The sequence below is a fragment of the Canibacter zhoujuaniae genome (assembly GCF_011752015.1).
Lineage (GTDB): Bacteria > Actinomycetota > Actinomycetes > Actinomycetales > Microbacteriaceae > Canibacter > Canibacter zhoujuaniae.
Window position 1 is genome coordinate 491,612 of the sequence record NZ_JAAIKA010000001.1, and the last position, 23,306, is coordinate 514,917.

Below are 23,306 nucleotides of genomic sequence, written 5' to 3' on the forward strand. Positions count from 1 at the left end.
CTGAATTTTTTGCAGAAATTTTAAATAAAGTCCGCAGAAATCACGAAGATTTAGCTTTAGCTAGTTTTATCGCCTGCCGCACATCCGCGCGCGCTCCTCTGCCGTCCCCCGCGGCTCGGCGCACTATGCCACGGCGATGCCATACCATCCAGTCTTGCGGATCAGCGTCAACCTCAGAGTTCAGGCGATCCATCACCGCTATCGCAGAGCCGCGATCTGGGCGCCCTGAAGCGTTTGCGACAAGGCCCAGGTCGGAAACATCGCGGCCGGCCACTTCCAGCCTGCGGCTTAGTTCAGCCGCCCGAAAAGCAAAGGGCAGTTCAATAATTACCGCCCAGACCCCGATGCCGGCTGTGACTGTCAGCCCGAGAGCGAAGAGTAACGCAATGGGGTCTGCAATCTGCACCAATGCGACCACCCGCCAGATAACAGCGATCACATAAATTGTGATGAGCAGCATAATCAGTGCGATACCAAACTTTTGTGCCAGCACTGTGGTGCTTGTTTTTTCTGTCATTAGTTAGCAAACTCCAAACCGAGCACGCGATCAAGCCCCACGATAAGTCCGGGGTCTTGAGTTTGCAATGCTTTAAGAGCGGCAACAACCCCCGCGCGGTAGCTCTCCTTTGAAAAAGTGCGGTGCACTATCTCAAGAGACTCCCCCGTGCCGCCAAAGCGCACCTCCTGCGTCGCAAGAATACCGTGCTGTCGAATTGCGTGCACTGGCACACCCGCCACCTGCTGCCCGCGCGCCTCCTGATCGACAAATGCGGCCTGTGTGTGCGCTGCTTTAATGCTGCTCTTGCTGCGGGCGGCACCGACCATTTCTGCAGTGCGGATAGCTGTGCCGGATGGCGAATCTACTTTAGCCGCATGGTGCGTTTCAACTATCTCAACTGATTCGAAATAGGGTGCGGCTAGCGTTGCTAGCGCGCTGCCGAGCACAGAGCCGAGTGAAAAGTTAGGAATCACCGTAACAGCAGATCCGCACTCTAGCGCGTGTTCTTGCAGTTCGGTAAGCGCCTCCTGCTGCCAGCCGCTGGTTCCCACAAGCACTCGCTGGCCGCGCTCTAGCGCCGCAAAAACTATTTCTTTTGATACCTCATAGTTGGTGACGTCAATTAATATGTCGCCAGCGGCATATTCTTCCGCAGTGGCCTGCCGTCCGAGTGAGGCAGCTAGTTCAAAACCGGCCTCTTTCTCAACAATTTCTGTTATTAGACTGCCCAGGCGGCCGCGGCCTCCAGCAATCACTACTTTTGTCATTATTACCCTTCGCATTAAATTGCTTAGTTAGTAGCCGGCGCTCGCCACGTCACCAACTAGCACCAGAGTGTTTGAGTTTTTGACTAGATCTGCCGCGACCTGCTGCACCTGTGCAGCGGTTACAGCCTCGAGTTTTGCCTGCGAGGCATCAAGGTGCCAGAATTCACCCGATCCGAGCTCTGCTCGAGCGAGCCTAGCCATGCGTGTCTCGCTGTCTTCAAATGCGAGCGCCGCGGCACCTATCAGTTGCCCCTGTGCACGCTGCAGTTCTTGTTCGCTAACCCCGTGTGCTGCGATACTTTCGAGTTCGCCACGCGCGATCTCTATCACCTGTGCAGTGTTCTCTGGCGCACAACCAGCGTAAATTCCGAACACCCCAGCGCTCGAGTAGCTGCCGCCGAAGCTGTATGTGGTGTAAGCCAACCCTCGCTTCTCGCGAATCTCTTGCATGAGTCGCCCGCTCATACCGCCACCGAGAATAGAATTGAGCACACCGAACTCAAAGCGACGTTCGTCACTCGAGGTTATGCCGGGGCCGCCAAGAAGTATGTGCACCTGCTCACTTTCACGCTGCACAAAACGCGCTGGCTCAGCTGTAATCGCATCCTTCTGCTGCCGATCGCGGCGCGGTGCTGGAGCAGCATCCTTATCATCTGCCCAGTTGCCTCCGGCTGCTTGAATAGCGTTTGCGACGTGTGCAACAAATTCTGTATGAGTAATTGCTCCTGCTGCACAAACCACGAGTGTGCGCGGGCTGTAGTGTTGCCTATAGTGCTCCCATACGCTCTCGCGCTGTGCTGCATTAATATCGGCGGGAGTGCCCCCGATTGGGCGCCCGAGCGGATGATTTGGCAGCACTGTTTCAAAAAAAGCTTCGTGCGCAACATCACCGAGGTCGTCATTTGCCATCGCGAGCTCTTCAAGGATGACTCCGCGTTCGGTCTCGAAAGCTCCCTCTTCGATGAGACTGTCACACACCATATCGGCTAATAGGGTAACCGCTAGCGGCACATCCCGGTCACGCACTTTTGCGTGGTAGCAGGTGTATTCTTTCGCGGTTAACGCATTATTGTCTGCTCCGATACGGTCAAAAGCCTCTGAGATTTCAAAAGCTGTGCGGGTGCGTGTGCCTTTAAAAAGCAAATGTTCGAGGAAGTGTGTTGATCCTAAACTTGCTGGCGCCGCCGGATTCTCAGCCTGCTCGTCTCGTGAGCCCACCCCGATCCAAAATCCGATGGTTGCGCTGCGTGCGCCGGGTATTGATTCAGTAATAATGCGCAGCCCGTTTGGCAACACTGTGCGCTGCAGCAGGGATCCGTCAAGATCAACGCTCAGTTCAGACTGCTCTAAGGGCATTAAGAATGGTTCGTTCAGCACGCAACCAGTCTAGCCTGCGCCTATTTCGATTCTCTCGCTACACCAGCAGACACAGGGTGCCCAGCGTTAAAAATCTTCCATTAAAACCGCAAGAAGGGTAACTACTACAGTCAAAAGACTGAAAAGTAGCTACCCTTCTTAAAGCGCGGGCGCAGTTAAACGAAAATGTTTAACTACTCAGCAGCGGTTTCAGTTGCGTCATCTTTCGCTGCCGCAGTTTCACCCTCTGCTACAGCTGCTGTCTGCTCTTCCAGCACTGGAACCAGTGAGATCTTACCGCGATCATCGATACGACTAATTTCAACGAGGATCTTCTGACCGACGGAGAGAATGTCTTCAAGATCGTTCACTCGCTTGCCGCCGTTCAGCTTGCGCACCTCAGAGATGTGCAGCAGACCGTCTTTGCCTGGCAGCAGTGATACGAACGCACCGAGACCCTCACGAAGGTTGACTACGGTGCCCAGGTACTGTTCGCCAACCTCAGGGTTTTGCGGGTTGGCAATGGCATTTACCTGTGCACGTGCCGCCTCAGCCGCATCCCCATTGTCAGCACCGATGTAGACGGTGCCGTCTTCATCGATTGAGATTTCTGCGCCAGTGTCATCCTGAATCGAGTTGATTGTCTTACCCTTCGGGCCAATCAGCTCACCGATCTTGTCAACCGGAATCTTCACAGTAATAATACGTGGGGCGGTTGGCGCCATCTCGTCCGGTGTTGGAATCGCATCAGTGATGAGGTTAAGAATTACCTCGCGCGCTTCTTTCGCTTGACCCAGCGCGCCAACCAGCACGTCTGAAGGGATACCGTCAAGCTTTGTATCCAGCTGAATAGCTGTAATAAAGTCGCTGGTACCGGCAACCTTGAAATCCATATCACCGAGCGCATCTTCAGCACCAAGAATGTCTGTCAGCGCAGCATATCGGGTTTCACCGTCAACCTCATCGCTCACAAGACCCATAGCGATACCAGCAACCGGTGCGCGCAGTGGCACGCCAGCGTTTAGCAGCGACAGAGTAGAAGCGCAAACAGAACCCATCGAGGTTGAACCGTTTGAGCCCAGCGCCTCTGACACTTGGCGAATCGCGTAAGGGAATTCCTCACGGCTTGGCAGCACTGGAACAAGCGCGCGCTCCGCTAGGAAACCGTGCCCGATCTCACGACGCTTCGGGCTACCAACGCGGCCGGTCTCACCCGTTGAATAGGGTGGGAAATTGTAGTGGTGCATGTAGCGCTTCGAGGTAGCAGGTGACAGTGAGTCAATCTGCTGCTCCATCTTCAGCATGTTCAGGGTTGTAACACCGAGGATCTGAGTCTCGCCGCGCTGGAAGATTGCCGAACCGTGAACGCGCGGGATCACCTGCACTTCTGCGTCAAGGCTGCGGATATCACGCAGACCGCGGCCGTCAATACGTGCTCCCTCAGCCAGAATGCGACCGCGAACTATCTTCTTGGTCACTGACTTATATGCGGCCGACACCTGGTCGAGTGCGCTCTCTTCAAATTCGCCAGCCTCAACACGCTCAGCGATAGCTTCCTTCACACGCTCTTTGAGCTGGTCGTCAGCATCCTGCCGGTCAAGCTTGTCAGCGATCTGATAAACATTTACAAGCTCTGCTTCTGCAAGCTCAGCAACTGCAGCGTACACCTCGTCGGCGTACGGCGGGAATGTTGGGTAGTCTTCAGTTTCTTTAGCAGCCTGCTGTGCAAGCTCTTCCTGGGCCCGCACAAGCTCAGCAATAAACGGTTTTGCTGCTTCGAGACCGTTTGCAACGACCGCCTCATCAGGCTTCTTTGCGCCAGCCTGGATGAGATCCCAGCTGACTTCAGTGGCCTCAGCCTCAACCATCATGATTGCAATATCGTTAGACCCGTCGGCTTTAGTAACCGCGCGACCGGCAACAACAATATCGAAAACAGCGCTTTCAAGCTGTTTCGCAGTTGGGAACGCAACCCACTGATCTTCGATCAGCGCCATGCGCACACCGCCGATTGGGCCAGAGAATGGCAGCCCGGAAATTTGGGTTGAAGCTGATGCGGCGTTAATTGCTAACGCATCGTAGAACTCCCCCGGCGCGATTGACAGCACAGTAACAACAATCTGTACTTCGTTGCGCAGACCGTCAACAAAAGACGGACGTAGTGGGCGGTCAATCAGCCGGCAAACGAGGATCGCCTCGGTTGAGGGGCGGCCCTCACGACGGAAGAATGAGCCCGGAATCTTTCCGGCTGCGTAGGAGCGCTCTTCAACGTCGACAGTCAGCGGGAAAAAGTCGAAGTGCTCACGAGGCTGCTTAGAAACGCTGGTAGCTGAGAGCAGCATAGTCTCTTCATCAAGGTATGCAGCAACAGAGCCCTGTGCCTGCTGCGCAAGACGCCCGGTTTCAAAACGAACGGTGCGTTTGCCGAACTTGCCGTTGTCAATCACGGCCTCTGCAAATTTAATTTCTGGACCCTCCACGGATCCTCCTTTCTATCGAAGTGCCCCACACAATTACAGTGTTTGGGAGCGAGCCGATAGTCAGTTGAAACCCACCCTCTCGCGAGTAGACAACAACCGAACACCAGCTCGCTGGATGCACTATTTATCTGGAAGCGGATCGCGCAGTAGCTTCAGGTTAAATAGAAGCACCACAAAATCAGCCAGTTTAGGCTATTCGCCTGCTGTCAGTCTAGCAGGGCACGCTAAAATTACGCGGTGATTCTGCATCCACCAACGCAACTCAGGAGCTTAAATAATTCGGCAGGTTTACTCTTACTGCGCTACCGCAGACTACTGCTCGGTGATATCAACAGTGCGCACAAAGTCGGCGGAGACTGCCTCACCAACCTGCTTCGCCTGTTCAGGGGTGACCGCAGAATCAATCGCAAGCACCGACAAAGCTCTGCCGCTCTTGTCGTCACGCGCTATTTGGAGGCCTGCAATATTAACCTGAGCCTCACCAAGCACTGTGCCGTACTTCGCAACGATGCCGGGACGATCCTCATACTGCAGCACAAGCAGATGCTCGGAAAGCGGCAGCTCCAGGTCGTAGCCGTTGATGCCAACAATCTTCTCATCCTGTTTTGGACCTGTGAGTGTTCCGGCAACAGACACTTGCGTGCCATCAACGGTGGATCCCTGCAGCTCGATGATATTGCGATAGCGTTCAGCTTCACCACTAACGTTAAAGCGCACCTCAACCCCGCGCTGTTCAGCGAGCAGCGGAGCATTAACGTAAGAAACCGGCTCACTCACGATGTTCGTAAAGATCCCCTTTAGAGCTGCTAAGCGCAGCACTTCAACCTGGTATTCACTAAGTTCACCGGAGATGTTAATGTCGATCGAAGCAATTGGAGCATCAGCAACTGCGGCAAAAACCTGACCAAGCTTTTCGGTTAGCGGTAGCCCCGGGCGCACATACTCATCGATCGCGCCACCGGCAACGTTTACAGCATCTGGCACGAGCTCCCCCGCAAGGGCCAAGCGCACGCTTTTCGCCACGGAAACACCGGCCTTTTCCTGCGCTTCTTCGGTTGAAGCACCAAGATGCGGTGTGAGGTGCACGAGCGGGTGACCGATTAACGGATTATCAACCGGCGGCTCCTGAACAAATACGTCGAGCGCCGCACCAGCGATCTCACCCGCGTTTAGCGCATCAAGCAGGGCTGCTTCATCAATCAAGCCACCACGTGCAACGTTCACAACATAGGCGGTGTTTTTCATTGCCTTTAGCTGCTCTGCGCCGATCATGCCTACCGTCTCTGGTGTGCGCGGCATGTGAATAGTGATGAAGTCAGACTTTGCGACAAGATCTTCGAGAGAGACCAGCTGCGCTCCCAGCTGTTGCGCACGAGCTGCAGACACATACGGATCATACGCGAGCAGCTCAACACCAAAAGCTTTCAGGCGTTCAGCAACCAAGCCCCCAATGCGCCCCAGACCGATAATTCCAACGGTTTTTTCATACATTTCTGTGCCGGTAAACGCGCTGCGCTTCCATTCACCAGCGGCGAGCGAAGCGTGCGCCGGCTGCAACTTCCGCGCGAGCCCCAAAATGTGGGTAACGGTAAGCTCTGCTGCGCTAATCACGTTAGAGGTGGGCGCATTAACAACCATCACACCAGCCTGGGTTGCGGCTGGAATATCAACATTGTCGAGACCCACGCCTGCGCGTGCGATAACCTTCAGGTTCGGAGCCCAGCTAATCGCTTCTGCATCCACTTGCGTGGCCGAACGCACTAGAATCGCATCAGCCTCTGCCAGCGCCGACTGCAGCGCGGCACGGTCGGTGCCGTCAACGTTCACGACGTTAAAATCTGGGCCGAGGGCGGCGATTGTTGCGGGCGACAGCTGCTCTGCGATGAGCACAGTTGGAGTTGCCAATGAAATTCTCCTCTGTGGAAAGACCTGGGAGCTACGGAATTTTAAGCTCTGTCTATAATTCTAGTCGGCTATCGAAGCTGCAACCAAAGCACACTTAACATTTCAGTGTAGATATTGAGGATCGAAAAAAGACCCAAGCCCAAAGAGAGCAGCAGGAGCTGCACAAAAACGCCTCGTGCTCGCATAAACCAGGCAGAAGCTACGCTTATAACCGGCACAATAACCGTCAGCACAAGCGGCACCAGCACCCACCACACAAATCCTTTGCCGTCCGCTGTCTGGTAATTGAGCATGCCGATCAGATTTCCGATTGCCACCCAAACGGCGGCTCCAAGCAGAAAAACCATAGCACCAAGCAATACAGTTGCGAGCGCTCCCGTAAATGATGTCAGTCCTAAGCTTTTTTTAACCACCGTTAGCACCCCACAGCAGATAGAAAAATGGCCACGGCATCAAAAGCAGCGCTCCGAGCAGCAGGGCAATGATACGGGTCATAGCACTATTTTTAAGCAATAGCAGAGATAAAGCGAACCAAGCTAAAACCCCTAAAGCCGCACCAAAATAGACAAGCTGCCCCCACACTAGAGCGGTATTACCCGTGAACTGCTGCAGTGTTAAGCCCCAGGCGATACGTGACACACCCCAGGTCACCCAGCCGGCAAACATAACCAGGTAGACCAGCGAGAAAATCAGTGTCGTGGGCGCGATGCTGCGGCGTTCTTTTACCCTCACAGTTGGAGCAAGAGCAGAAGCTGACTCAGTTATATCTTTATCTGACGCTGCTCCACCAGATATCTGCCAGCCGCCGCCGAGAGCACCACTTGCCGACTCCTGTTTTTTGTCTCGCACCCAACCAGCATAACCTGCTGAACCTAAAAACCCGCTCACCATTGCAGTTCGCAAACGGTGAGCGGGTTAAAGCGCTATATAAGGATTTTAGCGAGCGGCTGAACCGTCGGTGTAATCCTCGTCCTGCTGCTGCCAAGCGAAGAGGCGGCGCAGTTCAACACCGGTCTTCTCGATTGGGTGCTGTTCACCCTTTGCACGCAACTCCTTGAACTCTGGAGCGCCTGCGCGCTGATCATCGATGAAGCGCTTCGCAAATGCACCGCTCTGCACATCTGCCAGCACTTCCTGCATAGCTTCCTTGACAGACGGCTGAATAACCCGTGGGCCTGATACATAGTCACCGTACTCAGCGGTGTCAGAGACAGACCAACGCTGTTTGGCGATGCCGCCCTCCCACATCAGGTCAACGATGAGCTTCAGCTCGTGCAGCACCTCGAAGTAGGCAATTTCTGGCTGGTATCCGGCCTCGGTCAGAGTTTCAAAGCCGTACTGCACAAGCTGTGAAACACCACCGCAGAGCACCGCCTGCTCACCGAAAAGATCGGTTTCGGTTTCTTCTTTAAATGTGGTCTTGATAACGCCTGCGCGGGTGCCACCAATAGCCTTTGCGTATGACTTTGCGGTGTCCCAAGCAGAGCCAGACGCATCCTGCTCAACAGCGATGATGTCTGGAATACCGCGGCCAGCCTCAAATTCACGACGCACAGTGTGACCTGGAGCCTTTGGTGCAACAAGGATCACGTCAACGCCCTCTGGGGTTTCGATGTACCCGAAGCGAATGTTGAAGCCGTGCGCGAACGCAAGCGTCTTACCTGCAGTCAGATACTGCTTGATGTCTGCGTTGTAGATATCTGCCTGGTGCTGATCCGGCGCCAGAATCATAATCAGGTCAGCCCATTCAGCTGCCTCTGCAACAGACTTCACAGCAAAACCTGCTTCTTCAGCCTTTGCGACAGACTTTGAATCAGGACGCAGCGCAATCGCAACCTCAACGCCAGAATCACGCAGGTTAAGCGCGTGCGCGTGACCCTGTGAGCCGTAGCCAACAATCGCTACCTTCTTGCTCTGGATGATGCTCAGATCCGCGTCATCGTCGTAGTACATTTCAGCCAATGCTTACTCCTTTATTTCCTTAGTTGCGCTGGGCTACCAGCAAATCTTTTTAGTTTTCTTGCGGATCGCGGCCTGTGGCGCCGTATCCATACGTCGGGCGCTTATTTAAAAGCCCGTTCAGTAATCGATTTCGGGCCGCGGCCGATAGCAATTAACCCTGACTGCGCGAGCTCTTTGATGCCGTAAGGCTCGAGGAACTTCAGCAGCGCGTTAATTTTTCCGCTGTCTCCTGTAGCTTCGATAACAAGCGCATCGTTAGCAACATCGACAACGCGAGCTCTGAAGAGGTTTACCGCCTCAAGCACTTGCGAGCGGGTGTTGTTATCAACGCGCACCTTAATCAATAGGTGGTCGCGCTGCACCGACGCGGATTCTTCAAGCTCGACAATCTTCAAGACATTAACGAGTTTGTTTAGCTGTTTCGTGAGCTGTTCTAGGAGCAGCTCATCTTCGTCAGCAACCACTGTAATGCGGCTGAGACCAGCAACTTCGGTTGGCCCCACAGCGAGCGATTCGATGTTGAATCCGCGACGTGCGAAGAGCCCTGCAACGCGAGTGAGAATACCCGGTTTGTCTTCAACCAAGAGGCTAAGTACCCGACGGGTCATTGTGATTTACTCCTCTTCCCATTCTGGGCTCGCCTCACGAGCGTACTGCACTTCACTGTTGGAAACCCCCTGGGGCACCATCGGCCACACCATAGCGTCTGCGCTCACAACAAAGTCGATCACTACCGGGCGATCATTAATCGCCAGCGCCGTTTTAATAGCGTCATCAATCTCATCTTCGTGCTCCACACGAATAGCGTGGCATGAGTACGCCTCTGCGAGTTTCACGAAATCAGGCACACGTATTGTGTCGTGGCCGGTATTCAACTCGGTGTGCGAGTAGCGCCCGTCGTAGAACATGGTCTGCCACTGTCGCACCATACCGAGGCTAGAGTTATTGATAATTGCAACCTTGATCGGAATATTGTTTGTGACACAGGTGACAAGCTCTTGGTTGGTCATCTGGAAACAACCATCGCCGTCAATAGCCCACACAACGCGATCGGGTTGCGCCACCTTTGCACCCATCGCTGCTGGCACGGAGTAGCCCATTGTGCCAGCACCGCCTGAGTTCAAGAATGCGTTGGGGCGTTCGTGGTTTAAGAACTGTGCAGCCCACATCTGATGCTGCCCAACACCAGTTGCAAACACAGCCTCTGGGCCTGAGAGCTCCGCCAAGCGCTCGATAACCTTCTGCGGCGCGATAAGACCGTCACTGGTTGGCTGGTAACCACGCGGATACGTTTCGCGCAGCTCGTTCAGACGGCTCCACCATGCGTCAAGGCTGCGCCCCTGCCCGTTGCGTTTTTGAATTGAGACGGCACCAATCAAATCAGAGATGACTTCTTTTGCATCACCCACGATTGGCACATCCGCGAAACGGATCTTTGAAATTTCTGCCGGATCAATATCGGCGTGGATCACCTTTGCGAGTGGTGCAAAGTCTGCCGCCTTCCCCGTCACACGGTCGTCAAAGCGAGTTCCAATCGCGATCAGCAGATCGGCTTCTTGGAGCGCCAAAACGGCTGGCACTGTGCCGTGCATACCGGGCATTCCAAGCATCTGTGGGTGTGAGTCCGGAAAGACGCCGCGGGCCATCAGGGTGGTAACGACCGGGGCGCCTGTCAGCTCTGCAAGCGCTTTGAGCTCTGCAGAAGCTCCCGCTCGCCCTACACCGCCACCGGCGTAAAGCACTGGGCGCTCAGCCTCGGCGATCAGTTCTGCTGCGGCTGTTATCTGCTTGCTATTCGGCTTAGTGCCAGGACGGTAGCCGGCAAGGTCTACATTCGGGGTCCAAACAAAATCGAACTCTTCAATTTGCGCATCTTTAGTGATGTCCACGACAACGGGGCCTGGGCGGCCGGATGTTGCAAGATGATACGCCGCGGCAAGCGCCTTCGGCACCTCAGCCGCTGTCTTTACGAGGAATGAGTGCTTTGAAATTGGCATCGTGATGCCAATAATGTCTGCCTCTTGAAACGCATCAGTGCCCATCAGGTGCGAGAAAACCTGGCCGGTGATGGCAATCATCGGCACTGAATCCATGTAGGCATCAGCGACCGCGGTCACAAGGTTCGTGGCGCCCGGGCCGCTCGTTGCGATACAGACGCCGACCTTGCCACTTGCAGCGGCATAACCTTCAGCTGCGTGACCGGCGCCCTGTTCGTGCCTTACAAGAATGTGACGCAGGTCGAGTTCAGTGGTTGCTAGCGCGTCATAAAACGGCAACAGTGCACCACCGGGCAGACCGAAGACGTCTGTGATGCCCAAGTTGTATAGGCTGTGCAACACCGCTTCTGCACCGGACATGCGGATACTATCGGCTATTGACTGTGGATTTTCGCTTCCTGAGACAGTGCTCATTTGCTCTTTCCTGGTAGAAGAAATAAAAACTAATTTATGTTTTAGCCGGTCACGGCACCCTCTGAGGCTGAGCGCACAAGTTTGGAATACTTGGCGAGCACGCCCTTAGTGTAGCGTGGCGGCAGCGGAGCCCAATTGTTCTTTCGGGTTTCTAGCTCAGCGGGATCTACCAGCAGATCGAGCGTCTTATTAGTGATATCAACCTTAATTAAGTCTCCATCACGCACCAGAGCAATAGGGCCACCATCAACGGCCTCTGGCGCAACGTGACCAATACACAGGCCGGTTGTGCCACCTGAGAATCGTCCGTCCGTCAAGAGTAGCACATCCTTGCCGAGCCCAGCACCCTTGATCGCGCCGGTAATCGCGAGCATTTCGCGCATTCCCGGGCCACCCTTCGGGCCTTCGTATCGGATCACCACAACATCACCATGACTGATCTCACCACGGGTCAGCGCATCCATCGCTGCCCGTTCGCGGTCAAACACACGGGCTGGGCCGGTAAACTCATCAAGCGAGAAACCAGCGGTTTTCACGACCGCACCCTCAGGTGCAAGAGAACCACCAAGAATGGTTAGGCCGCCGTTTGCGTGCAGTGGATTATCGAGTGTGCGCACAACCTCACCGTCGAGCGGTGCAGGGTTGAGCTCTTCAAGATTTTCGCGCATCGTCTTACCCGTGACTGTCATGACGTCACCGTGCAAAAGACCCGCATCAAGCAGCGCCTTCATGATCACTGGCATGCCACCAACACGATCAAAATCTTGTGCAACATACTGACCGAACGGCTTCATATCGGCCAGGTGCGGCACCTTAGAACCGATGCGGTTAAAGTCATCGAGTGTAAGCTCAACCTCAGCCTCACGCGCTATCGCCAACAGGTGCAAAACAGCGTTTGTAGAGCCGCCAAGCACCATCGCAACAGCGATTGCGTTCTCGAACGCTTCTTTCGTCATAATGTCGCGAGCGGTAATCCCCTGGCGCAGCATGTTTACGACCGCTTCGCCAGAGCGGTGCGCGTAGTAGTCGCGACGGCGGTCAGCGCTCGGTGGTGCGGCTGAGCCCGGCAGACTCATCCCAAGAGCTTCTGCAACACACGCCATAGTGTTAGCGGTATACATTCCACCGCAAGCACCCTCACCAGGGGCGATTGCACACTCTACGCGCTTTAAGTCTTCTTCAGAGAGTGTGCCCGCCTTGCAAGCGCCAACAGCTTCGAAAGCATCGATGATAGTTACCGTTTTTTCGGTGCCATCACTGAGTTTCACCCAACCCGGTGCAATCGATCCGGCATAAAGAAAAACCGACGCCAGATCAAGGCGTGCTGCCGCCATGAGCATCCCCGGCAGTGATTTATCGCAGCCGGCCAGCACAACAGTGCCGTCAAGGCGCTCTGCCATAACTACCGTTTCAACGGAGTCAGCAATCACCTCGCGCGAGACCAAGGAGAAATGCATGCCCTCGTGGCCCATAGAGATTCCGTCTGACACTGAAATGGTGCCAAACTGCAACGGATACCCGCCTCCTGCGTGCACTCCCTCTTTAGCGCCCTGTGCCAAACGATCAAGACTTAGGTTGCACGGAGTGATCTCGTTCCATGAGCTTGCGATACCAATTTGCGGCTTATCCCAGTCAGCATCACCCATACCGACCGCACGCAGCATTCCGCGCGAGGCAGCTTTTTCAATACCGTCGGTAACATCGCGACTGCGAGGTTTCATATCGATTTCAGCCATGCAACCTATTCTAGCCCTCAAACACACAGATTGTGACGAGACCGGCACGGTAGGCTAGGTGTCAGTTTTCGCTTAAATTCTGTAGAAAGGCAGCAAAATGGGTGTTGGTCGCTACGTTACTAATATGGGTGTGATTGGCTCACTGCTTGGTGCACTCGGTGTGCGCAAACAGACAAAAGAAATGCCAGCAGACTGGCGCCGCTATGTAGTCTGGTTGAGCTGGGTGCTCAGCTTTATCCTCGCCGTGGCGTCAGTGCGCAAGTCAGAAAATGACAAAGACTACATCGCACGTGGAAAAGCAGCTCGTAAAGAGCACGCAAAACGTGAAAAGGCGGCTAAGAAGGCCGCAAAACGAGTAAGATAAAGGCACTCTAGCGGCCGATTACGCAAACTATTTACCGTTAGTTTTCATAATCAGCAACAGTACGCTTCGGGAACTCCAACATTTACTGTTTCTATAACCTGAATCGAGGCAGCAGTGGCAGAAACAACCCAGCACGTAGAGTCTGCTCCCAGTCAGCAAAGCCGCAGGCGCAGAATTTTGCGCCTGGCTCGCAAACGTGAGGTAAACCGCGTCGGCAAATTACTGCGTTCGCAAATGATTGGTGGGCTCATTATCATGGGCGCAGCACTGCTCGGGTTTATCCTCGCGAACTCACCCGCCGCAGACTGGTTCTTTAACCTGCGTGGCACCTATATTGGGCCCGAAGAGCTCGGGCTGCGGTTGAGCGTCGGGCACTGGGCGGCAGATGGTCTGCTCGCTATTTTCTTTTTCCTCGTCGGCCTCGAGCTGAAACACGAGTTTGTGCACGGCGAACTGCGTAAATTCTCAACCGCGATTGTTCCAATCGCTGCCGCATTTGGCGGTGTAGCGACTCCTGCGCTTTTTTACCTCGCCTTCAATTTCGGGCAGCCAAGCGCTCACGGCTGGGCCATTCCGGGCGCTACCGATATTGCCTTCGCAGTCGCTGTGCTCGGGCTGATTGCTCCCGGCGTGCCAACAGCGCTGCGCATGTTTTTGCTAACACTCGCGGTGGTAGACGATCTTATAGCTATCCTCATAATCGCGCTTTTCTACACCAGCGAAATTCAGCTTTGGGCGCTTGCAGCGGCAGCCGTCCCAATCCTTATCTACGCTTTCCTGACGCAAAAATTTACAAAATTCTTCGATGAGCATCACTGGCTAGCTTGGTTTCTTCTGCTGCCTCTTGGTGTTGTTGCGTGGGCTTTCTTCCTTATCTCTGGAGTGCACGCGACGATTGCCGGAGTTATCCTCGGGTTTACTGTGCCGGTCAAGGGCAAACACGGGTTGAATCTCGCTGAGCGTCTGGCTTATCGTTTCACTCCGCTCTCTGCCGGAATTGCTGTGCCAGTCTTTGCTTTCTTCTCAGCAGGGGTGTCGATCCATGGAGAAGCTCGTTTTCCGTTTGACCCGATTGCTCTCGGCGTGATTGCCGGTTTGGTGCTTGGCAAGCCAATCGGGATCACTCTCACGACATGGCTGGTAACACGATTTAATGGCGCAAACCTTGATGACTCCATCACCTGGCGACAGCTCATCGGTGTCGCATCTCTCGCCGGTATTGGCTTCACAGTTGCCCTGCTGATTGCCGAACTCAGTTTCACCGATCCGGCAGATCAGGATACTGCGCGTCTTGCTGTTATGTGCGCCTCACTCCTTGCGGTAGGTTTGGCTTCTATCTTGCTTTACCAGCCGAAGAAACAGCGACAGGCTGCGGTTGAGCGCAACGAGAAACAGCTGTCGGAGCTACAGGACGACTGAACCCGTAACGGTGGAATCGCCACTGCTACAGCTTAACCACTGCGCAGACACGCTGACTAAATTGTGTTTTGCTTCCGACCAGCGGCTGTGTTAAAGTTTTATCTGTTGTCAAAAGCAACGCGCACCTCTAGCTCAATTGGCAGAGCAACTGACTCTTAATCAGTGGGTTCCGGGTTCAAGTCCCGGGGGGTGTACGAAATAGCCTCAGGCCTAAGGTCTGGGGCTTTTCCTGTTTCTAGCCAATACACCGGAACGCCGGTAAGTTCAGCAAACGCAGCAAGGTCTCGAGGGCGCGGCACGTTCCTACCGTTTATCCAGCGACTAACTGCTGTTCGACTCACTTGAAGTGTCTCTGCGACATCTTGCACGCCTATATCTGCAACTCGTAACGCCTTACGCATACGGTCAGCGAGGTCGAATTCTAATAACTCATTGCTGGCAATCATTAGTTTCATACCTTCATCATTGTGACAACTGTCACAATATGCAACCCGAGACGCCAAAATGACACAATGTGCCACACGACGCGGCGTGTCACGTGCGCCATAATGCAGCAGGTGACACAATCTGTCATGTGACACAACAGAAATTAATCAGTATGCGGGAAGCCGCAGCGGTGATAGGCGTTAGCCGAATGACCGTTAAAAGATGGGCTGACTCTGGCCGAATAACTCCGCAAATGAAGCTCCGCGGCTCTAACGGGCCAGTGCTATTCAAAACTGCGGATATTGAGGCGTTGAAAGCAGAACGTGAAGCCGAACGCGCAAGCGAGGCCTCAAAATGACTAAACACATTCTGCGGTGGATGTCGCACTGGGAAAATAACGGCCTTGATTTTGGCCGTTTCGCACTCACGCACAAAGAGTTCTATACCAAAGCAACCCTGCGACAAGCTTTCACGCTGCTAGACGTGGAAACCGGCCGCGAAATCGGTCGCGCCGTCCACTCCACCCCGCTAAACGACGACATTAAACCTGCCGGATACATACAGCTAGATGGGCGTTCCTGCACCGAATACAACACCAAAGAAGAAGTGTTTCTCGGTCTTGTAATCAAAGCTTTCGGCGCTCACTGCAAGGAGCTAACGAAAGCGGGCACCAAATGAACCCGCGCCAACCACCATAACCCCCTACCGTGCCGAGCTGGCACGGACAATTTAATAACCTGACCGTCGCAGGGTGTAAAACAAGCGACGCGCGCAGCTCCCGGAAACGCGCGCTACAAAAACAAGGCGCACGCGAGGTCAGCGGCGAGACACGGGTTAGAGCCGGGAAGCAGAGGACTGCAACCTGACAGCGAAAAAGGAAGTACCCGCGCTGTCACAAAGGGGGTTGCAGAGCCCGACCTTGGAGCGGTAACGCTCCGCTATGACCGACTGATAGTGATTCCTGGCTCCGGTCAAAGCCCACCTACCCGCGCACGTGCTAACGCTGACTCGCCTTGTCTGCTAACGCGCGCGAGTAGGGGGGCTAATCCCTTCCCTCCTGCTCAAGCCTTCACCAATCAAAGCCCGACTATCTGAAACCTAAAAATCTTGGACGATTTACTACTGCCCGATCACCCACTAATCACGGTAACGCTCACCCTGGCAGTCGCCGCACTATTCCTGTTCCTAATCCCGAAACAGAGAGAAAAAACCATGACAACAACCAACGAAGACAAAGGGCCAGCAATCATTTACTTAGTTAGAGCAATGCAACACGCAAACAAAGCTCAAACCGAGCTAACCCAAGCCATTACCGAGCTAGACAAGATCGCCCGCCACCCGGTACTAAGCGAAACTGACCGAACCCGGATACAGTCAATGATCCAAGCACACCAGCTAGGAATAGCTTTAATCAAGGACGCACGGGAAACACAGCTACGGATCTCAACAGATGAGTAAAACAAAGTGGGCTGGCAGAGACGTTGCACGACTCCGCGCGGAAACCCTCGCCACCTACGGCACTACTTGCCATCTCTGCGGCAAACCGGGCGCGAACAGCACAGACCACCTGATACCTAGAAGCCAAGGAGGAGCCAACACCCTAGACAACCTCCGACCGGCTCATTATCTCTGCAACATACGCCGCGGCACCCTACCAGTAGCTACCTACATTGCCCGCTACCACCCAGACCGGGCAGCAGGCATAACCAACCCCGGCCTTGAATGGTTCAACAACTAACCCAGCCCCCCCCCCCTGTTTTTCAGCCGCCAGGGTGGAGAAAGTCCCCCGCCTTTCTCCGGTTTTCTCTCCAAAAAATATTTTTTTCAACCCCAAACCCCCAAAAAAACCGCGCAAAATCAAGGAAAAAGACACATGAACGGCACTTTTTTAGAAGGCTTGGAACCCTCAAACGGAAATAACGCTATGTCGAACGCCGTTGAAGTGCAGCTAAAAGCTCTCGATGATGCAGGACTGTTAAACGCTTCACACGCAATCATCGTGCAATCAATTCGTGAACTCGCTACCGCTGTCGCGTTATCAGCCGCTCGCGGTCGAGCCACCGGGACAGCAGCCGCAGCGCGTGAACTCCGTGAATCTCTCGATATGCTACCGAAAACGGGCGACCAAACAAGCGTTATGGCAAAACTCACTAAACAGTTAGAAGAGCTCGCAAATGCTGGCTAGTGAAGACCAAGCATTATTTGACGCACTAGAGGACGCACAACCCAAATACGCGACTTTACCAACGCCCGGCGCTAAACACTATCTAGCGCAGGTTGAAGCTGTCGCAAAAATCTTAGGTAAGCCCCTCATTCCTTGGCAGCGATTAGCCGCGCGTATAATTACCGAACGCGACCCGGTCGACCCTACCCGTTGGCGATATCAGCGGGTTATTATCACTACCCCTCGTCAGGTTGGTAAAACCACCGGCAACGCAGCGATTCAAACAGCGAAGTGTCTGCTATTTCCGAACCGTAACGCTTACTACACGGCGCAGACCGGGCACCACGCGAGGCAACGCTGGCTAGACCTTGTAGACATCATTGATAAAGCCGGGTTTGAACAAGACCGTGATTACACGCTATTAAAAGGTGCGGGCGCAAGCATACTGCAATTCTCTAACGGGTCTTTTATTAAACCGTTCGCCCCTACTAGCGATAGCTTGCACGGGTTTACCCCGCATGATGTCGCTATTGATGAGGCCTATAAATTTAGCCTTGTCGAGGGTACAGAACTTGAGGGTGGTGTAAGCCCGGCAATGCAGACTAAACCCGACCGGCAACTAATCATCTTTTCAACTGCTGGCAACGCTGACAGCACCTATCTAAAGAAACAAGTAGAGCAAGGCCGAGAACACATTAAAAACCCGGACGCGCGCACCGCCTACCTCGAATGGTCAATGGCTGATAACGCCGACCCTGATAATCCCGCTAGCTGGTTATTCCACCCCGGGCTAGGGCACCTAATCACGGTCGACGACTTGCACCAGCTGCACGAAAATGAAGCCCCGGAAGTTTGGCTACGCGCCTACATGAACACTTGGATAAGTGGCGCAACAACAGGTATGGTGACACCGACCGAAGCCGCTGCAGTCTCAGCCCGTGATATTACGCCGCCCTCCCACGGTGTGAAAAATGTGGCGTTTGCATTCGAGATAGCGCCCGACCGTTCCCGTACCGTAATTGCGGCGGCGTGGCTTGACAATGCCGGTACACCGACAGTGAAAATAATCGACCGGTTCGCAGGTGTCGAGGACATAGAACCGAAACTAGCCGAAATCTATACGCGCCGACCGCTTGTAATCGGTTCAGACGACCAGGGCGCGAACCGTGCGATTAACGATCATATAAAAATAGTTGGCAAAACACCGATAACAACCCTCACGCACCGGGACTATGCAACCGCTTGTGAAGATTTCAGGGCGGCGATACTCGCAAAGAAAATCATTCTAGATGATGACCCGCTGCTGCTCGACGCTTGCAGCACTGCAGTAATGAGACCATCCGGGCAAGGGTGGCTAATCGACCGGTTCAAAACCGGTGCGCCCGTACCCGAAGCTATCGCCGCCGTTGTTGCCGTCAGACTACTTTCGCAATCCCGCCCGCCCGCCCCGAAACCGTTAGTGATGTTCTAAAAATGCCTATCAAACTAGACAAATCAGATATATCGATCGTTGTTAAATGTGACCAGTGCGCGCACTGGTACGGGTTCGCTCTCGACGATTACGAAGCTTGGCAAGTTGGCGCACGTCACCAACACCTTGCGCACCCCGGCGAGTATCAAGCAATTCGACGGCTTGCACGAATCGATTATGAACAGCGACACGCCGACACGAAACCGGAAAAGGATAAGCGCCGCCGACGATAGAAGACATGTTCAACCGGCAACGCAAACTATACGCAGCGGCTCAATCTCTCGCCCCTGCGCATTTGCCGTCCGTGTCACCGTACGGGTCAAACCAGCTAGTGCGGCTAACACTAAAAGAAGTGTTTGACGAAATCGAAACGATAACTATAAATCGTGAACGCGCTATGCAACTGCCAGCCGTTGCACGCGGACGAAATATCATCACAGGGCAAATAGCACACCTGCCCCTGCTCGGTTATCGAGGGTCTGCAAAGCTCGAACAACAACCCGACTTTTTGCGTATGCTCGAGCGGGGCCGCCCGCAATCAGTAACGCTTGCGTGGATAGTGGACGCGCTACTATTCAACGGGCGCGCATTCCTGCAAATCATTGACCGCGACAACAACGGCCGGCCAACCTCTTTCAGGTTTGTGCCGTCTTGGCTGGCTACCGTAGATCCGCAAACTGCTGAACTTACTCACGTTGCCGGTAGCGCGGTAAGGCGCGGTAGCTGGATACGTATTGATTCACCAAATGAGGGACTGCTCGTAACCGGTGAAAAAGTGTTGCGCGATATGGTCGGACTCGAGGAAGCAACGCGGAAAATTATCCGTAACCCGCTGCCACAAATAGAGCTACACCAGAACAGCGGCGAACAAATGACCAGCGAGGAAGTGCGCGCGCTTATCGACCAGTGGGCCGCCGCCCGGCAAGGCCGTAACGGTGGGATCGCGTACAGCAACCAGACACTTGAAACAAAAGTACATGAAACACCGGTAGCGAATCTGCTAATTGAAGCCCGCAACGATTTCACCCTGAATATCGCACGCATGATGAACCTGCCCGCGTGGGCATTAGACGCACAAACCGAGGGCGCAAACCTGACTTATTCGAATGTGCCCAGCCGTACCCGTGAGCTAATCGACTACACGCTAACACCCTATATGGACGCAATAGCAGGCCGTCTATCGCTTGACGACGTTATGCCGCGCGGCCAATGGTGCGCTTTCGACACTTCTAAAGTGCTGCAGGGTTCATTTAATGAACGTATGCAGGGCTACGCAACCGCTATCGGTGCAGGAATTTACACGCCAGGGGAAGTGCGCGCCCTCGAAACCGGCGTCCCCCTAGAAGCAGGAGAACCAAAGAATGAGTAACAAGAAACAACCAAAAGCCGTAGCGCTTGCCGCAGCAGCTCCAAAAGTTGAGTTCGAGAAACGAGAAATCACCGGCATAATCCTCGAATATGGTACTGTCGGCACCCCCTCGAGTGGCACAACGATATTCAATGAAGGAACGCTGCGCACCCCGAACGACCTAAGCCGCGTCAAACTCTTAAGCGATCATAACCGCAACCTCGCAGCGATCGGCTATATGACCGCTATCGAAACCGACGGCCCAAAAGTCCTCGCAACATTCCGTGTACCTGAAAGCGAAGCAGGCGACCGGGCATTAATCGAAGCCCGGGACGGGCTCAGAGACGGGCTCAGCGTCGGTGTCACGATTATCGACTACGAATACGACGAAGACAGCACAACCCTCAAAGTATTAGAAGCAGAACTCCACGAAGTATCTCTAGTTACAATCCCAGCCTTTGAAAACGCGCGTGTAACCTCGCTCGCGTCAAACTCGACACACTATGAACAGGAAGAAACCCTAATGACCACTATCACCGCCGCAGCGCCTGCAATTACACCACCTGCAGCACCCGCTGCACTCCCCGCAGATTTCAGTCTCGCAAGCGTTGCAGGACAGTTCGCACAAATGTATTCCGACGGTAAAACCGTAGACAGTATTGCCAGCACTCTGAATCGGCGTATTGAAGCCGCACTAACTAAGCAAGTACCAGAACAAGACAGCGCTAAAGTTATCTTCCGGCCACAGTTTGTAGACGAGCTATGGCGTGCCCGCCGTACTGAACGCCGATTCTTTGACGCTCACCCAGAAGCTAAACGAGCTCTAACCAGCCTAAGTGTTGAAGGGTGGCGCTACAAGCACGAAGAATTGCCAGAAGTTTCAGAGTACAACGGTAACGCGACCGCTATCACCTCAAAAGGCAAGATTGAAACCGAACGTGTAGTTAAAGACGCAAAACGCCGCGCCGGCGGTTGGACTGTAGACCGCGCTTTTGTTGACCTTGGGTCTCGTGACTTCATCGAATCAGTATTCACGGCAGGCATGGAGTCATATTTAAAGCAGACCGAAGCAGCACTAGTGAAAGAGCTGCTAGCAGAAGCTACCGCTATAGAAGCAGGCACAAACTTTGCTGAGACTCTCGCAAAGCTAGGCACACAGGCCGGCGCGCTCGGTTCCCGTCTCGATGTCGTCGACATGTCTGCTGACCTGTGGTTGAAGTTCGCCGCTTTGAAGTCTGACGAAGTGCCATGGTTCCTCCGTAATCAAGGCGAGCTCAACCTCAACAACACCACCGGCAAGGCTGGCAACATTAGTTTCGCTGTTAACCCTGATCTACCAGCAGGCACAATTCTGGCCGCTGACTCACGCGCCTACACGCCTTACGAGCTTCCGGACATGGTGCGTGTAGAAGCAGTGAATATCGGTAACGGCGCTATCGATCTAGGACTCTATGGCTACACTGCGCAGATCGTTAACGATCCGCGAGCCGTGTTCAAGATCACAGCCCCAGGTCTCGACGGTTAATCATGCTGACCCCTGACAATGTGGGCGCGTGGGTTCGAGAGTCGAGCCCAGCAAACCTCGACGCAGGAATACGCGCCGTTAACGCTTACGTGTCAGGGCTCGCAATCGTAGCGGACAACGGCGGCGAATGGAGCGACACAGTGACGTTAGCGGCAACTATGCTGCTAGCGCGCTGGCTCCGCCGTCGCAATAGCCCAAACGGTGTGGAAGCGGCAACAGACGTGACCGTAACCTACATAGCTAGATACGACAGCGATATTAGCCGCATGTTGCAGATAGACGGATTCCAGAAACCGCAGGTAGGTTAGCGATGCTCGGCACAGCACTAGAAGAATACGCTAGCTATCTACGCGAACGCACCTCAGCACCCGTAGAAATAGACGCAGGTGATCTGACACTGCCCGGCGTGCTAGTTTCCCCCGAAAATATCACGTTTGAGGTATTGGATGGCGATCGGTGCACTATCACGGTGGCTGTGTGGATAATCGGCAACGGTGATGCCACCCGGCACGCATTGAACGATATCGGCAATATTGGCTACGACCTACGGCACGAAACACACGAATGGCAACCAACCACGCTTGCCCTATCCTCACAGTCCGCGGACGCTCTACCAGCCCTGCAAGGCACAGTTGAAATCACCTACGAAAAGGATTAAAAATGACTACCACCACTAAACGCACTCGCACAGGTTCCGGCACTTTCACAGTCGGTGAATCTGATTCACTAACCGCTTTCGACGGTCAAGTTACATCAGTCACGCTAGAACCCGATGTTTCGCAAGACGATGATATCGAGGTATTATCTGGCAATTTCATCGAGGGTGAACGTAAAGAGTCGTGGACACTCTCCGGTTCCCTACTCAACGACTTCGGACAGTCTGAAAGCTTGGTTGAGTTCTGTTTTGAGAATCGCGGCAAAAAACTACCGTTTAAATTCACCCCGAACAGGTCGGCGGCGAAAGTTATCAGCGGTCAGCTAGTCGTAGAAGCCGTCGCTATCGGTGGCGATGTCGGCGAAACACCATCTACAGATTTCGAGTTCAAATTAGTAGGCGTGCCATTACTCGAGAATAAAGACAGCTAACAAATGGCGCAGCGCAGCAAAGTCACTGTGGAGGGCGCGCGCGAGCTGCGCTCGTCCCTCCGCAAGGCTGGCCGATCAATGGAACAAATCAAAGATGTTCACCGAAAGATTGGCGGCATTGTTGTTCACCGCGCCAAAATCAACGCCCCGGTACGCAGCGGACAGCTTCAATCAACGATACGTGTCGGCGCAACACAAACTGCATCCTTAATACGTGCCGGTTACGCCCGCGTCCCCTACGCCGGCCCGATTCACTGGGGTTGGCCGAAAAGAAACATTAAAGCGCAGCAATTTATTCGCAGCGCAGCAAATGAAACCGAGGCCCAATGGATTGGGCTCGCGCAAAACGAACTACAGAAAATACTTAACCAAGTTAAGGGAGCATAA

At 54.1% G+C, this 23,306-nt stretch carries 26 protein-coding genes and 1 tRNA gene; 15 read left to right on the forward strand and 12 right to left on the reverse strand.

What is annotated here, in order from left to right; translation table 11 throughout:
* Nucleotides 1-40: 40 nt before the first annotated feature.
* The 11 genes from HCQ99_RS02280 to ilvD all read right to left on the reverse strand — a co-directional run bounded on the left by HCQ99_RS02280 (nucleotide 41) and on the right by ilvD (nucleotide 13,116).
* A complete protein-coding gene (locus HCQ99_RS02280) occupies nucleotides 41-517 on the reverse strand; it encodes a tetratricopeptide repeat protein (protein ID WP_166985144.1) in 477 nt (158 codons plus the stop codon).
* Nucleotides 517-1,266, reverse strand: a complete 750-nt coding sequence (gene dapB / locus HCQ99_RS02285) for a 4-hydroxy-tetrahydrodipicolinate reductase (protein WP_166985147.1) — start codon at nucleotides 1,264-1,266, stop codon at nucleotides 517-519. Before dapB ends, HCQ99_RS02280 begins: the two co-directional genes overlap by 1 nt.
* A 27-nt stretch (nucleotides 1,267-1,293) precedes the next feature.
* Complete coding sequence (locus HCQ99_RS02290; protein WP_243854766.1) at nucleotides 1,294-2,643, reverse strand: M16 family metallopeptidase; 1,350 nt, start codon at nucleotides 2,641-2,643, stop codon at nucleotides 1,294-1,296.
* Between the two features lie 173 nt (nucleotides 2,644-2,816).
* Nucleotides 2,817-5,102, reverse strand: coding sequence for a polyribonucleotide nucleotidyltransferase (locus tag HCQ99_RS02295; RefSeq protein ID WP_166985150.1), 2,286 nt, complete (start codon nucleotides 5,100-5,102; stop codon nucleotides 2,817-2,819).
* A 312-nt stretch (nucleotides 5,103-5,414) separates the two neighbouring features.
* Nucleotides 5,415-7,007, reverse strand: a complete 1,593-nt coding sequence (serA, locus tag HCQ99_RS02300; RefSeq protein WP_166985153.1) for a phosphoglycerate dehydrogenase — start codon at nucleotides 7,005-7,007, stop codon at nucleotides 5,415-5,417.
* A 68-nt stretch (nucleotides 7,008-7,075) separates the two neighbouring features.
* Complete coding sequence (locus tag HCQ99_RS02305) at nucleotides 7,076-7,420, reverse strand: hypothetical protein (protein ID WP_166985156.1); 345 nt, start codon at nucleotides 7,418-7,420, stop codon at nucleotides 7,076-7,078.
* Complete coding sequence (locus HCQ99_RS02310) at nucleotides 7,413-7,856, reverse strand: hypothetical protein (protein ID WP_166985159.1); 444 nt, start codon at nucleotides 7,854-7,856, stop codon at nucleotides 7,413-7,415. Before HCQ99_RS02310 ends, HCQ99_RS02305 begins: the two co-directional genes overlap by 8 nt.
* Nucleotides 7,857-7,943: 87 nt before the next feature.
* Entirely contained in the window at nucleotides 7,944-8,960 is a 1,017-nt protein-coding gene (ilvC, locus tag HCQ99_RS02315; protein WP_424945192.1) for a ketol-acid reductoisomerase, read from the reverse strand.
* Nucleotides 8,961-9,070: 110 nt separating this feature from the next.
* The gene (gene ilvN / locus HCQ99_RS02320) at nucleotides 9,071-9,577 is read right to left on the reverse strand and encodes an acetolactate synthase small subunit (protein ID WP_208317145.1); all 507 of its coding nucleotides are present in this window, start codon (nucleotides 9,575-9,577) and stop codon (nucleotides 9,071-9,073) included.
* 6 nt (nucleotides 9,578-9,583) lie between these two features.
* Nucleotides 9,584-11,380, reverse strand: coding sequence for an acetolactate synthase large subunit (locus HCQ99_RS02325; RefSeq protein WP_166985164.1), 1,797 nt, complete (start codon nucleotides 11,378-11,380; stop codon nucleotides 9,584-9,586).
* A gap of 41 nt (nucleotides 11,381-11,421) precedes the next feature.
* Nucleotides 11,422-13,116: a dihydroxy-acid dehydratase gene (gene ilvD, locus HCQ99_RS02330; RefSeq protein WP_166985167.1), complete on the reverse strand. Its 1,695-nt coding sequence runs from the start codon at nucleotides 13,114-13,116 to the stop codon at nucleotides 11,422-11,424.
* A 97-nt stretch (nucleotides 13,117-13,213) separates the two neighbouring features.
* On the opposite strand from ilvD, the gene HCQ99_RS02335 reads away from it, so the two are divergent.
* The 3 genes from HCQ99_RS02335 (at nucleotide 13,214) to HCQ99_RS02345 (ending at nucleotide 15,093) form a co-directional block, all read left to right on the forward strand.
* Entirely contained in the window at nucleotides 13,214-13,480 is a 267-nt protein-coding gene (locus HCQ99_RS02335; protein ID WP_166984537.1) for a hypothetical protein, read from the forward strand.
* A gap of 114 nt (nucleotides 13,481-13,594) precedes the next feature.
* The gene (gene nhaA / locus HCQ99_RS02340) at nucleotides 13,595-14,899 is read left to right on the forward strand and encodes a Na+/H+ antiporter NhaA (protein WP_166985170.1); all 1,305 of its coding nucleotides are present in this window, start codon (nucleotides 13,595-13,597) and stop codon (nucleotides 14,897-14,899) included.
* Nucleotides 14,900-15,020: 121 nt separating this feature from the next.
* Nucleotides 15,021-15,093, forward strand: a tRNA-Lys gene (locus tag HCQ99_RS02345).
* Here the strand turns inward: HCQ99_RS02345 and HCQ99_RS07040 are convergent.
* Nucleotides 15,055-15,354 (reverse strand): helix-turn-helix domain-containing protein, encoded by a 300-nt coding sequence (locus HCQ99_RS07040; RefSeq protein WP_166986499.1) that lies wholly within the window; start codon nucleotides 15,352-15,354, stop codon nucleotides 15,055-15,057. The genes HCQ99_RS02345 and HCQ99_RS07040 overlap by 39 nt on opposite strands.
* 143 nt (nucleotides 15,355-15,497) lie before the next feature.
* Here HCQ99_RS07040 and HCQ99_RS02355 point away from each other — a divergent pair, with 143 nt between their 5' ends.
* From HCQ99_RS02355 to HCQ99_RS02410, 12 genes are all read left to right on the forward strand, one after another.
* Nucleotides 15,498-15,683, forward strand: coding sequence for a helix-turn-helix domain-containing protein (locus tag HCQ99_RS02355; RefSeq protein ID WP_279586870.1), 186 nt, complete (start codon nucleotides 15,498-15,500; stop codon nucleotides 15,681-15,683).
* Nucleotides 15,680-16,003: a hypothetical protein gene (locus HCQ99_RS02360; protein WP_166985176.1), complete on the forward strand. Its 324-nt coding sequence runs from the start codon at nucleotides 15,680-15,682 to the stop codon at nucleotides 16,001-16,003. The genes HCQ99_RS02355 and HCQ99_RS02360 overlap by 4 nt, the downstream gene beginning before the upstream one ends.
* Before the next feature lie 429 nt (nucleotides 16,004-16,432).
* Nucleotides 16,433-16,783, forward strand: a complete 351-nt coding sequence (locus HCQ99_RS02365) for a hypothetical protein (RefSeq protein ID WP_166985179.1) — start codon at nucleotides 16,433-16,435, stop codon at nucleotides 16,781-16,783.
* On the forward strand, nucleotides 16,776-17,063 hold the full coding sequence (locus HCQ99_RS07045) for an HNH endonuclease (protein WP_166985182.1): 288 nt from the start codon (nucleotides 16,776-16,778) through the stop codon (nucleotides 17,061-17,063). The genes HCQ99_RS02365 and HCQ99_RS07045 overlap by 8 nt, the downstream gene beginning before the upstream one ends.
* Before the next feature lie 186 nt (nucleotides 17,064-17,249).
* Entirely contained in the window at nucleotides 17,250-17,510 is a 261-nt protein-coding gene (locus tag HCQ99_RS02375) for a hypothetical protein (protein WP_166985185.1), read from the forward strand.
* Nucleotides 17,500-18,960, forward strand: a complete 1,461-nt coding sequence (locus HCQ99_RS02380; RefSeq protein ID WP_166985188.1) for a hypothetical protein — start codon at nucleotides 17,500-17,502, stop codon at nucleotides 18,958-18,960. The genes HCQ99_RS02375 and HCQ99_RS02380 overlap by 11 nt, the downstream gene beginning before the upstream one ends.
* A gap of 238 nt (nucleotides 18,961-19,198) precedes the next feature.
* Nucleotides 19,199-20,329, forward strand: a complete 1,131-nt coding sequence (locus HCQ99_RS02385) for a phage portal protein (RefSeq protein ID WP_166985191.1) — start codon at nucleotides 19,199-19,201, stop codon at nucleotides 20,327-20,329.
* A complete protein-coding gene (locus HCQ99_RS02390) occupies nucleotides 20,322-21,833 on the forward strand; it encodes an HK97 family phage prohead protease (protein ID WP_166985194.1) in 1,512 nt (503 codons plus the stop codon). Before HCQ99_RS02385 ends, HCQ99_RS02390 begins: the two co-directional genes overlap by 8 nt.
* Nucleotides 21,834-21,835: 2 nt before the next feature.
* Nucleotides 21,836-22,141, forward strand: a complete 306-nt coding sequence (locus HCQ99_RS02395) for a hypothetical protein (protein ID WP_166985197.1) — start codon at nucleotides 21,836-21,838, stop codon at nucleotides 22,139-22,141.
* 2 nt (nucleotides 22,142-22,143) lie between these two features.
* The gene (locus HCQ99_RS02400; protein ID WP_166985201.1) at nucleotides 22,144-22,491 is read left to right on the forward strand and encodes a hypothetical protein; all 348 of its coding nucleotides are present in this window, start codon (nucleotides 22,144-22,146) and stop codon (nucleotides 22,489-22,491) included.
* Nucleotides 22,492-22,493: 2 nt separating this feature from the next.
* Nucleotides 22,494-22,919: a hypothetical protein gene (locus HCQ99_RS02405; RefSeq protein ID WP_166985204.1), complete on the forward strand. Its 426-nt coding sequence runs from the start codon at nucleotides 22,494-22,496 to the stop codon at nucleotides 22,917-22,919.
* Nucleotides 22,920-22,922: 3 nt separating this feature from the next.
* Entirely contained in the window at nucleotides 22,923-23,306 is a 384-nt protein-coding gene (locus tag HCQ99_RS02410; RefSeq protein WP_166985206.1) for an HK97-gp10 family putative phage morphogenesis protein, read from the forward strand.

Excerpts from the sequence above, each read along its gene's own strand:
- HCQ99_RS02280 (WP_166985144.1), bottom strand. The coding sequence starts at position 517 with ATGACAGAAAAAACAAGCACCACAGTGCTGGCACAAAAGTTTGGTATC.
- dapB (WP_166985147.1), bottom strand. The coding sequence starts at position 1,266 with ATGACAAAAGTAGTGATTGCTGGAGGCCGCGGCCGCCTGGGCAGTCTA.
- ilvC (WP_424945192.1), bottom strand. The coding sequence starts at position 8,960 with ATGTACTACGACGATGACGCGGATCTGAGCATCATCCAGAGCAAGAAG.
- ilvN (WP_208317145.1), bottom strand. The coding sequence starts at position 9,577 with ATGACCCGTCGGGTACTTAGCCTCTTGGTTGAAGACAAACCGGGTATT.
- HCQ99_RS02325 (WP_166985164.1), bottom strand. The coding sequence starts at position 11,380 with ATGAGCACTGTCTCAGGAAGCGAAAATCCACAGTCAATAGCCGATAGT.
- ilvD (WP_166985167.1), bottom strand. The coding sequence starts at position 13,116 with ATGGCTGAAATCGATATGAAACCTCGCAGTCGCGATGTTACCGACGGT.
- HCQ99_RS02335 (WP_166984537.1), top strand. The coding sequence starts at position 13,214 with ATGGGTGTTGGTCGCTACGTTACTAATATGGGTGTGATTGGCTCACTG.
- HCQ99_RS07040 (WP_166986499.1), bottom strand. The coding sequence starts at position 15,354 with ATGAAACTAATGATTGCCAGCAATGAGTTATTAGAATTCGACCTCGCT.
- HCQ99_RS02355 (WP_279586870.1), top strand. The coding sequence starts at position 15,498 with ATGCGGGAAGCCGCAGCGGTGATAGGCGTTAGCCGAATGACCGTTAAA.
- HCQ99_RS02360 (WP_166985176.1), top strand. The coding sequence starts at position 15,680 with ATGACTAAACACATTCTGCGGTGGATGTCGCACTGGGAAAATAACGGC.
- HCQ99_RS07045 (WP_166985182.1), top strand. The coding sequence starts at position 16,776 with ATGAGTAAAACAAAGTGGGCTGGCAGAGACGTTGCACGACTCCGCGCG.
- HCQ99_RS02375 (WP_166985185.1), top strand. The coding sequence starts at position 17,250 with ATGTCGAACGCCGTTGAAGTGCAGCTAAAAGCTCTCGATGATGCAGGA.
- HCQ99_RS02380 (WP_166985188.1), top strand. The coding sequence starts at position 17,500 with ATGCTGGCTAGTGAAGACCAAGCATTATTTGACGCACTAGAGGACGCA.
- HCQ99_RS02385 (WP_166985191.1), top strand. The coding sequence starts at position 19,199 with ATGTTCAACCGGCAACGCAAACTATACGCAGCGGCTCAATCTCTCGCC.
- HCQ99_RS02390 (WP_166985194.1), top strand. The coding sequence starts at position 20,322 with ATGAGTAACAAGAAACAACCAAAAGCCGTAGCGCTTGCCGCAGCAGCT.
- HCQ99_RS02395 (WP_166985197.1), top strand. The coding sequence starts at position 21,836 with ATGCTGACCCCTGACAATGTGGGCGCGTGGGTTCGAGAGTCGAGCCCA.
- HCQ99_RS02400 (WP_166985201.1), top strand. The coding sequence starts at position 22,144 with ATGCTCGGCACAGCACTAGAAGAATACGCTAGCTATCTACGCGAACGC.
- HCQ99_RS02405 (WP_166985204.1), top strand. The coding sequence starts at position 22,494 with ATGACTACCACCACTAAACGCACTCGCACAGGTTCCGGCACTTTCACA.
- HCQ99_RS02410 (WP_166985206.1), top strand. The coding sequence starts at position 22,923 with ATGGCGCAGCGCAGCAAAGTCACTGTGGAGGGCGCGCGCGAGCTGCGC.